The 9,982-nt window shown below is 62.4% G+C and carries 10 protein-coding genes; 7 read left to right on the forward strand and 3 right to left on the reverse strand.

The genetic code is table 11. The annotated features are described in order from the left end of the window. Positions 1-138 precede the first annotated feature (138 nt). The 3 genes from RWT78_RS24440 to RWT78_RS24450 form a co-directional block, all read right to left on the reverse strand. Positions 139-1,119 carry an alkaline phosphatase family protein gene (locus RWT78_RS24440; protein WP_314681533.1) on the reverse strand — a complete coding sequence of 327 codons (981 nt, stop codon included), beginning with the start codon at positions 1,117-1,119 and terminating at the stop codon, positions 139-141. A 101-nt stretch (positions 1,120-1,220) separates the two neighbouring features. Further along, positions 1,221-2,504 carry a DUF222 domain-containing protein gene (locus RWT78_RS24445; RefSeq protein ID WP_314681535.1) on the reverse strand — a complete coding sequence of 428 codons (1,284 nt, stop codon included), beginning with the start codon at positions 2,502-2,504 and terminating at the stop codon, positions 1,221-1,223. Positions 2,505-2,612: 108 nt separating this feature from the next. Further along, the gene (locus RWT78_RS24450; protein ID WP_314681537.1) at positions 2,613-3,434 is read right to left on the reverse strand and encodes a GNAT family N-acetyltransferase; all 822 of its coding nucleotides are present in this window, start codon (positions 3,432-3,434) and stop codon (positions 2,613-2,615) included. 53 nt (positions 3,435-3,487) lie between these two features. On the opposite strand from RWT78_RS24450, the gene RWT78_RS24455 reads away from it, so the two are divergent. The 7 genes from RWT78_RS24455 to RWT78_RS24485 are packed head-to-tail and all read left to right on the forward strand — an operon-like array spanning position 3,488 to position 9,931. Further along, the gene (locus RWT78_RS24455; protein WP_314681538.1) at positions 3,488-4,120 is read left to right on the forward strand and encodes an alpha/beta fold hydrolase; all 633 of its coding nucleotides are present in this window, start codon (positions 3,488-3,490) and stop codon (positions 4,118-4,120) included. Further along, the gene (locus tag RWT78_RS24460) at positions 4,117-5,397 is read left to right on the forward strand and encodes an NAD(P)/FAD-dependent oxidoreductase (protein WP_042924499.1); all 1,281 of its coding nucleotides are present in this window, start codon (positions 4,117-4,119) and stop codon (positions 5,395-5,397) included. Before RWT78_RS24455 ends, RWT78_RS24460 begins: the two co-directional genes overlap by 4 nt. Further along, positions 5,388-6,131: a DUF1365 domain-containing protein gene (locus tag RWT78_RS24465; RefSeq protein WP_314681541.1), complete on the forward strand. Its 744-nt coding sequence runs from the start codon at positions 5,388-5,390 to the stop codon at positions 6,129-6,131. Before RWT78_RS24460 ends, RWT78_RS24465 begins: the two co-directional genes overlap by 10 nt. Next, positions 6,128-7,417, forward strand: a complete 1,290-nt coding sequence (locus tag RWT78_RS24470; protein WP_277376906.1) for a cyclopropane-fatty-acyl-phospholipid synthase family protein — start codon at positions 6,128-6,130, stop codon at positions 7,415-7,417. The genes RWT78_RS24465 and RWT78_RS24470 overlap by 4 nt, the downstream gene beginning before the upstream one ends. Beyond that, the gene (locus RWT78_RS24475; protein ID WP_314681543.1) at positions 7,414-8,730 is read left to right on the forward strand and encodes a class I SAM-dependent methyltransferase; all 1,317 of its coding nucleotides are present in this window, start codon (positions 7,414-7,416) and stop codon (positions 8,728-8,730) included. The genes RWT78_RS24470 and RWT78_RS24475 overlap by 4 nt, the downstream gene beginning before the upstream one ends. After that, positions 8,727-9,530, forward strand: coding sequence for a DUF1295 domain-containing protein (locus RWT78_RS24480; protein WP_037130102.1), 804 nt, complete (start codon positions 8,727-8,729; stop codon positions 9,528-9,530). The genes RWT78_RS24475 and RWT78_RS24480 overlap by 4 nt, the downstream gene beginning before the upstream one ends. Positions 9,531-9,553: 23 nt before the next feature. Then, positions 9,554-9,931: a CrcB family protein gene (locus RWT78_RS24485; RefSeq protein WP_314681547.1), complete on the forward strand. Its 378-nt coding sequence runs from the start codon at positions 9,554-9,556 to the stop codon at positions 9,929-9,931. Positions 9,932-9,982: the final 51 nt, after the last annotated feature.

Here is a 9,982-nt window from a genome sequence, read left to right on the forward strand (position 1 = left end):
ACTTAGGACCCGGTTTCAATCCCCGGCTGCTCCACAACCGGTCGGGCCGGAGAGCACACGCTCTCCGGCCCGACCTTTTTGTTGCCTTGCTGCTGTTTTGTTGCGGCGCTTTGCTGCCGCGCTCGGGACTTCTTGCGATCAGGAGCCGAAGAATCCCAGGTCGACCGAGCCGACGAAGCCGGGAGCTTCCTTGGCCAGCGGCTTGCCGTCCAAATCGGTAGGCAATGCAACGCCCAGGCTCTGGAGGATTGTCGGGGTGATGTCGGCGATCGTGTACGAGTCTGTGTTCTTACCGGCCGCGTATCCCGAGCCGCGTGCTATGACGAATGTCGTTGCTTCCGCGGGTGTCTGACCGCCGTGCCCGCCGGTGGGCTTGTGCCCATGATCCGCAGTGACCAGTACGGTCCACTTCTCACCGGTCTTTGCTGCGCGCTGATCGACGGCATCGACAATCTTGCCCACCTGAGCATCGACCGAGGCGATGGACTCTTCGTACGCAGCGCCGTTGGTGCCGCCGCTATGTCCCGCGCCGTCCACCTGATCGAGTTGGGTGAAGATCAGGTCAGGTCCCTTGTCTGTGATGTCGCGGGCGACGGCGTCTGCCGTCGCAGCGTCGGTGGCCGCTCCGGAACCTGCATCGGCAGTGGTGACGACAACGTCGGCTTTCGGCGTGCCGCTGGATGCGATGTTGTCGATGCCGCCCCAGGTGGAGATCGACTCGGTGAGCAGAGAGGGCTGTGCTATTTCCAACCGTGTGAACACGCTCGGGTAGAGGTCGAAGCGGGCGCCTGCGTACGTGTTGTCCTTGACACCGTGCTTGGTGTCCCAGACTCCGGTCAGGATGGTCGACCACGACGGTCCGGAGATGGTGGTGTGGCCGAGGATGGAAGATTCTCCGCTGGTTCCTTCGGCGATCAGCTTCTGGAGGCGGGGAGCGTCGGCGGTCTTGATGTGGCTGAGCATGGTGCCGTCAAGGCCGATGACAACTGTCTTCTCGGCGGCCGACGGATTGAGGTCGGACGATCCGGGAATTGCTGCAGCAGTTGCAGTTCCGGCAGCAACAGCGCCGGCGAGGAGGAGTGTGATAGCGGCTGAGGTGCGTGCGATTTTCTTGGTCACGCTAAGCATCTTGCGATAGGACTAGACCAATTGCACTACCTGGATGTGAGGGTTGTCCTGTTGTTCACGGCAGATTCAGATTGGACTAGACCAATGTTTCCTCAGGCGGCCCAACCGTCGAGGATGGCGCTGACCGCGTGATCGAGGTTAAGGGGCTCGCCGTCCCATCTTGGGATGATCGCGTCGTCGGGTATGTCTCCGCGCAGTAGGCCATCAGCGAATCCCTCGGTCGGTGGTGCTGGGTCGATGACGTCACCATTGGCGTAAAGGAACTCGAACTTCTGCTCCCCGAGAGCAGTGATCGTGAACTGGCCGTCATGCAGCGCGCGGTGGCAGGTGCCGCACAGCATGATCAGATTGTCCAAGTCCGTATTTCCGCCGCGTCCCCAGAATTTCACGTGATGTGCGTGTAAGAAGCGAGTGCGCCCGCAACCCGGTGTGCGGCAACATCCGTCGCGGTAATTCAATGCCAGCATTTGTTTGGCGCTGACGACGCGGGTCCGTCGGCCCAGATTCAAAACGCATCCCTCCTTTGTCGTTCCCAGACGAAGTTTTGCGTTGCAGAGCACTTCCTCGGCGGCACTTTGGGGGAGCGCGGGTCCACTCGGTACACGGACGGTGTTCGCTTCGTGGAAGAATACAACTTCGTTGGCGGCGGCCTTGGACGTGCGGTCTGTGACTGGGGCGGTGGCGAGCTCTGCCATCGCGACGAGTCCTGGTCCGATGTTTCCGGCCGGGTTCTTTGTAGCCTTCTCGTCGACAGGGCGGATGGCAGCGGTTCGGGTGCGTTCACGTTCCGCCACCGCCAATGCTGCGAGGATTCGGGCGCCGTCCTGCGCGGGTAGGCGTCCTTTGATGACAAACTCGCCCGTATCCGAGTCCCAATGCCAGCGGACCTGAAGATGTTCGGGCGCTTTGCTTTTGCCGGATTCATTGTCGGTTGCTTTACGCAGACCTGCGGCGAGGCGATCGATCTGGGCTGCGGGCGCCTCACATCCGAACCGAACCATCTGCTTTTCGTTGGAGGGTGTGGTGACCCGGGTGAGGGCGCGAACCTTCGAGTAGGACAGGCGGCCTTGCTCGAAGGCCTTCCGCATCTCGGGCAAAGGTCGGAGCGCTTTGGCGACGCGAACGTATTCACGGCCGGTGTGCAGGCTCATTCCGCACTTCCACGACAGCCGGTGGGCGCACGAGTGAAGTCCCGGACCGGTCCATCCGCGGTCTTCGTCGAATTTCGACAGGAGGGTAATGAATCGAGCCGTGGCCGCGGCGATCTGGCCGGCGAGGGCGCAGATTTCCGAGCCGAGCTGATCCACGTCGTCTCGGTTGGAACCCTGCGTATCTTCATCGATCAGTGCTGCGTTCTCGGTTAATGCTGCGTTCATGGTTGCCCCCCGGCTCGCGTCCGACATCATTTCGAATGTACGTTCGATGGTAGATGTGGGTGCCGACACCTTCACGGATACGGGGTGAAAGCGTCCCCGCGGGGACGTCTAACTGCTGCCGATCGAGTACTCGGCGTAGGTGCCGACATCCTTGAAGCCGAGGTTTCGATAGAGCTGTGCGCCGTCGCTGGACGCCTGAAGTACTGCTGTTCGGGCACCTCGCACGCGGGCGATGTCGAGTGCGGCAAGGGTGACCGCCGAGCCGAATCCGCGTCGGCGCGCCGTTTCGAGTGTGACGACGCCGTACAGTCCGGCGACGTCGGCGGCAAAATGGACCTCGGCTCCGGCGACAGGCTGGGAGTTCGCGTATCCCACGACAAACGAACTCCGCGAGCGCTCATCGAGGATGTCATCGGCGGTGTCTTCGAAGAAACGTATTACCGCGGTTGAGGGCGGCGACCAATTGGCGGCCATCACGGCGGCGTAGTCGGCGAGCTGCGAACGAGTCGTCACTCGCTGAACGCACAGTTCTGAGACAGGCGTTGGGCGTGGGACGACGTCCAAGTCTGCCGTCATCGCTCTTTCTTCCTCGGAGCGCACGCAGCCGAGGGCTGACAAGCGAGCGCCGAGGTCAGAGGGCTTGTCGCGCGGACCTGTCCACCAGGAGAACGGACGACCGGTTGCTCGAAGCCACGCGAGTACATCGAGTAGTCGTCGGTCTTCTTCCGGGCCTTCAGCAGCAGGTACAGCTAAGCGCGCACCAGCGATGATGTTGAAAGTGTCGTCGGCGAGGCCGCTGTCTGCGACGACAACATCTGCAGAGACCGTGACCGATCCCGTCGGCAAGTGTTCATGCAGGTGGCAGGCATGGGATACCAAGTTGGTGTCCATGGCGTCGAGGACATCGCCGACGAGTGCTTCACGATTCACAAAAGAAATTCTACGAACCCCATCCAAATGGTTTTCGGCTCCGAATGCCATGTATGACGCCCAACCGACGGCAACAGCAGGACGGTGACCAGCACCTGATGGCGCTCGTGCTGCCTGGAGGAAAGGTATCGAGCCATCGCCCGGCTCGCGCCTGGCATCTGTCCAACCTTCGGATGTGCCCGTTCACCGCTCAGCTTCGCCTCTCCGGTGTGAGAGCGGTGCAGGCTCGCTATCGAGTTCGAGGTTGGAACGGTGCCGAGCGCAGTCCGGTCGCCGACGCCCGCGCCGCACTCGATGCGATAACGACACGTGATGCACAAGCTCAGGTGATCCTGCTGGGGCACTCGATGGGCGGACGTGTCGCCGCCGAACTATGTGGCGATCCGGCGGTGGTCGGTGTGGTTGCGCTAGCGCCGTGGTGGCCCGATGGAACGTCGGTGAATCTGCATTCGGACACACCACTGGTTGTGCTCCACGGCACGGCCGACTCGTGGACCGACCCGGCAGCGTCTCGCCGGAAAGTTGACGAACTGCAGAAGTCGGGTAAGAGCGCTGAATGGATCGGCATCGACGGCGCAGGCCACTTCATGCTCCGTCGGGCGGCGACTTGGCATCGCCTCGTCGCGGATGCAATCGCAGGAATGAGTCGCGGGGTAGCCGCAACAAAGATGGGAGAACGACGATGAGTTCCGACAAGCGCAAGGTGGCCGTCGTCGGTAGTGGTGTCGCAGGTCTGACAGCGGCGTGGGTGCTCAGTAAGGACAGTGACGTCACCCTCTACGAAGCGGATTCACGGCTCGGCGGGCACGCGGACACCCATTCGGTCACCGACCCGGAAGGGCGAAGCCTCGCCATCGACACGGGGTTCATCGTCCACAACGATCGCACCTATCCGACATTGTTGAGATTGTTCGCAGAACTCGATGTGCCTACGCAGGAATCCGATATGAGCATGTCGGTCAGGTGTGGGGGGTGCGGGCTCGAGTACTCGGGAGGCCAAGGTTTGCGCGGCGTTCTCCCGACGCCGGGGCTGCTGGTGAACGGCAGTTTTCTGTCGATGCTGATGGAGGTCAAGCGCTTCCATCGCCGTGCCCGCGCATTGCTCGACAACACGGATCCGTCGGCACCTGACCAGACGCTGGGAGTGTTTCTGCGCAGCGGCCGGTTCTCCGACTACTTCACCGCTCACTTCATGACTCCGCTCGTGTCGGCAGTCTGGTCGTGTGATCCCGGCTCGGCCCTGAAATATCCCGCGCGGTACCTGTTCTCGTTCCTCGATCACCACGGAATGCTGAGCGTCACTGGATCGCCGACCTGGCGAACAGTCACCGGTGGATCGGGCGAATACGTTCGTCTCGTCGCCAAAAGTATCGGGGATATCCGCCTCAACACGCCGGTGCGCGCAATCCACCGGTTCGATGATCGCGTCGACATTCGTGACGGCGACGACCAGATCCAGACCTTCGACGCAGCCGTGGTCGCAACGCATCCGCAGCAAGCGCTGAAGATTTTGGCGGATCCGACGCCTGTCGAATCCCAGGTCCTCGGCGCAATGCCGTACTCCGTCAACCACACCCAGCTTCACACCGACGAAAATGTGCTGCCCGGCAACACCAATGCGCGCGCGTCGTGGAACTACTACATCCCTGAATGCAACGCGAAGCCGGATCACGTTCTGGTCAGCTACGACATGACGAGGTTGCAGCGGCTCCCGGAGACCGGCCGGCGCTACCTGGTGACCTTGGGGGGAGGCGAAATGGTGTCCCCGGACTCGGTGATCGATCAGATGACCTACGAGCATCCGCAGTACACACCCACCTCCGTCGCCGCTCAAGCGCGGCTTCCCGAGCTGGACTCGGACGTACTCGCGTTTGCCGGCGCGTACCACGGATGGGGCTTCCACGAGGACGGTGCACTGTCTGGCCTGCGTGCCGCCGAACGCGTCGGAGGTCGGTGGCCGTGACTACTCCCATCACGCCGTCCATCGTTCATACGAGCATCCGACACGTACGAACGGAGCCGTTGCACAACGAGTTCGAGTACCGAAGCTACAGTTGGCTCGTCGACGTCGACGATTTGCCCGAGCTCCCGAAGGCTTTGCGGCCCTTGGCGAAGTTCGACGCCGGGGATCACCTCGGCGACCCCACTCGATCGATTCGTGCCAACGTCGAGACTTTTCTGACAACCAACGGACTGGAGTTCGCCGGCGGTCGCATCCTCATGCTTACGAACGCGCGTGTGTTCGGCCATGTGTTCAACCCGCTGAGTGTGTTCTGGTGTCTGAACGACGACGGCAGTCAGCGGTGCGTCGTTGCCGAGGTTCACAACACCTACGGCGAGCGGCACTGCTACCTGCTCGAAACCGACGAACGTGGCGCGGTTCGCACGTCCAAAGAGTTCTACGTATCTCCGTTCAACGATCTGGACGGCGAGTACCGGATGCGACTTCCGCTACCCGACACCGCGCTCGCGCTCTCGATAGTTCTGGCCCGTGACGGCAAGGCGCCCTTCGTGGCCACGGTGTCCGGTCGTTGTGTGCCGGCGACGACGCGCGAGATCGTGCGCAGTGCGCTCGCCATCCCGCTGGCTCCACTCCGAGTCGCCGCGCAGATCAGATTTCAAGGAATCCGGCTGTGGGCCAGGCGCTTACCCATCGTTCCCCGACCGCAACATCACCCGCAGGAGGCAGTGCAATGACCACAACCACTCTCGGCACCGAACCTTCCGCTCACACGATCGAAACCGAGCGGTGGCCGGGCGTCGCCACAGTGCCGAGCGGGCTCAAAGTGCGGGTTGCATCACCGGTTGCCCGCGCCCTGTTCCACAAGGCGGTCGCACGTTTGCCGCTGCGTGTCCAGATGCCCAACGGTGAGTTCTCCGGTGGCGGTAGCCCCGATTCGCCGTTGATGGTCATTCACCGCCCAGACGACTTCGCTGCTCGTGTGGGTGACAGTGGTTTGATCGGATTCGGCGAGTCGTACATGGCGGGCGATTGGGAAGCGTCCGACCTCACTGCGGTCCTGGAAGTCTTCGCCTCCCGCGTGGCGACGCTCATTCCCGACTTCCTGCAGCGGCTACGAGGCCTCTACATTCCGAAGCAGCCTCGCAGTGAACGGAATTCGACGCAGAACACGCGCTCGAACATCTCCCGGCACTACGACCTCTCGAACGAGATGTTCGAACTGTTCCTCGACGGCACCATGACGTATTCCAGTGCCCTCTTCGAGGATCTGTCGGTAGGAGCGACCCCGTCGTGGGACGTGTTCGCAGCGGCGCAGCATCGGAAGATCGATCGACTGCTGGATGGCGCAGGTGTCGGACCCGGTTCGCGAGTGCTCGAAATCGGCACAGGCTGGGGAGAATTGGCGATCCGAGCTGCCCAACGGGGAGCGACGGTGCGCTCGGTGACACTTTCGGTCGAACAGCAGGAATTGGCAGCGAAGCGGATAAGCGCTGCGGGACTGGCAGATCGCGTTCAGGTCGACCTTCTCGACTATCGGCAGGTACAGGGGGAGTACGACGCCGTTGTGTCGGTCGAGATGATCGAGGCCGTCGGCCACCAGTACTGGGGAAGCTACTTCCAGACGATCGACGCCCTGCTGGCGCCGGGTGGGCGCGCGGCGATCCAAGCCATCACGATGCCGCACGATCGAATGCTCGCGACCCGCAACACCTACACCTGGGTGCACAAGTACATTTTCCCCGGCGGATTTCTCCCGTCGGTGCGGGCGATCGAGGACGTCACCGAGCGCATGACAACCCTGCGGGTGCGTGAGCGGATGTCGATGGGCGATCACTACGCGCAGACGTTGCGACTGTGGGACGAGCGATTCAGCGCTCGCACCGACGAGGCGTCCGCGCTCGGGTTCGACGCAGTGTTCGCGCGCATGTGGCATTTCTATCTCTGCTACTCCGAGGCGGGGTTTCGGTCGGGGTATCTCGACGTCCAGCAAATTGTTCTCGATCGGAGGAACCAGCGATGACTGCCACAATGGATCGAACGACACAAGGTGCCGGCGTTGCGGGTCGTCTCTCGGACATCCTCAGTCCACTTGTCGGCGGCGAACTTCCGGTGCGGTTGACTGCATGGGACGGCAGCACAGCAGGTCCGGAAGATGCTCCGAAGGTGACGCTTTACAGCCCGAACGTTTTGCGACGCTTGCTCTGGAATCCCGGCGAGTTGGGGGCTGCGCAGGCGTATGTTCTCGGTGAACTCGACGTCGAGGGCGATCTAGGCGATGTACTCACACACGTGTGGAAGGTGTCTGCCGAGCGGGGGCTCGGGTCGATTACCCCGACACCGTCGCTCGTCTTGGCCGCGGTCAAGGCTGCGCGATCCTTCGGTGCTTTCGGGAGACCTTTGGCTCCGCCGGCGTCGCAGGCTCAGGTGAAGGGGCGCCTGCACAGCCTCGCCCGCGACCGCGAGGCGATCGGGCACCACTACGATTTGTCGAACGATTTCTACCAATTGATCCTCGATGAGAACATGGCGTACTCCTCGGGCTATTGGACTTCCGATGCACCGGACTACACGCTCGAAGACTCACAGACAGACAAGCTGGACCTGGTGTGCCGCAAGGTCGGTCTCGATCGAGCGCGAGGCTTGCGGTTTCTCGATGTCGGCTGTGGTTGGGGCTCGCTCAGCCTGCATGCAGCGCGGGAGTACGGCGCCAGGGTTGTCGGAATCACGATCTCGGCGGAGCAGAAGGCATTTGTCGACGCGAAGGTCCGCGCGCTCGGTTTGGAAGACTGGGTCGAGATTCGCCTCCAAGATTATCGAGAGATTCCAGACGGTCCCTTCGATGCGGTCGCGTCCATCGAGATGGGTGAGCACGTCGGTGAGGACAACTATCCGACCTACGTGAAAGCGCTCCACGACAATGTTATTGCCGGTGGCCGTGTGCTGATTCAGCAGATGTCCCGCACTGGCCCGCACCCCGGGGGAGGTCCGTTCATCGAGTCGTTCATCGCGCCGGACATGTACATGCGGCCCGTCGGTCGCACTGTTGCGATGATCGAGGAAGGTGGACTCGAAGTGCGGGACGTCCACGCCCTGCGTGAGCACTACGTGCGGACAGTCGACGCGTGGATCGAGACCTTCGAATCGAACTGGGATCGCGTCGTGGATCTCGTGGGTGTCGAAGTCGCCCGGGTGTGGCGTCTCTACCTCGTCGGCGGAGGAATGGCATTTCGGGACGGCAGGATGGGCGTCGATCAGATTCTGTCGGTCCGGCCGCACGGTGATGGTCGATCGGGTATGGAACCGGTACGGCCGCAGTGGGTGTCGCGGCGATGAACGGATTCGACTGGGGCGCGTTCGGAGTGGTCACACTCACGAGTCTGCTGGCGATCGCCGTCGGAATGGCGGTGACAGCCACGATCGGTGTACGGATCGGGCGCCACAACGTTGTCGACGTGTCGTGGGGCGCCGGCTTCGTTCTGATCGCGCTCGTGTCCGCGATAGTGGGAACCGGCGACCTCTGGCGCCGGTTGCTGATGCTTGCACTCGTGGCGATCTGGGGTCTGCGGTTGGCGACGCACATGGCGATTCGATCGCGTGGCAAAGGTGAAGACCCGCGGTACGAAGAAATGCTCGGACGAGCGACGGGTAATCGAACGCTGTATGCGATCCGCAAGATCTATCTCACGCAGGGGATTTCGTTGTGGTTCGTCTCCCTGCCGATCCAGGTCGCAGCAGTGTCGAACGGCAGCTTCGGACTTCTTGTCGTACTCGGAATCGCGCTGTGGATTGTCGGCGTCACCTTCGAGACGGTCGGCGACCGACAGATGGAGGAGTTCAAATCCGATCCGGGCAGCCGTGGCCACATCATGGATCAAGGTTTGTGGGCATGGACGCGGCATCCCAACTATTTCGGCGACGCGTGTGTCTGGTGGGGGATCTTCCTCGTCTCGGCGTCCGTGTGGCCGGGGGTGTTGACCGTCCTCTCACCGATCGCCATGACGTACTTCCTGGTCTTCGCCACCGGAGCGCGGTTGCTCGAGCGACACATGGAACAGCGTCCGGGCTATCGCGAGTATCAGCAGCGGACAAGTTACTTCATTCCTCGCCCGCCGAAAGCCCGCTCCGGGACGTAGGCTCTTTCGGGTGAGGCCAGAGCATGGGTGATCTGAAACTGGCGGCTGCGGTATGCGCGGTTGCCGTCGGCGGAGGGTTGGGCGCGCTCAGCCGCTACGGTCTGGGGGAGCTCTTTCCCCACATCTGGACGACGCTGGTCATCAACGTCGTCGGCTCGTTCGTTCTCGGTGTTCTCGCGGCCCTCCTCGTGCACAACAAGGTTGGGTACCTCTTTCTCGGCACGGGCTTCTGCGGCGGCTTCACCACCTTCTCGTCCTTCGCGGTTCACGCCGTGACGGAGAGTTCGTGGCGATCGATTCTCTATGTTCTCGGGACGTTGATTCCCGCGATCCTCGCTGCAGCACTGGGCAAAGGGCTCGGTGAACGCTGGATCCGCGCGCGGGACGGAGCGTCGGCATGACAGTTCTCCTGGTGGCACTCGGCGGCGGCGCTGGTGCGAGTGGCCGGTACC

Origin of the sequence: uncultured Rhodococcus sp. (genome assembly GCF_963525155.1) — a bacterium.
GTDB lineage: Bacteria > Actinomycetota > Actinomycetes > Mycobacteriales > Mycobacteriaceae > Rhodococcus_F > Rhodococcus_F qingshengii.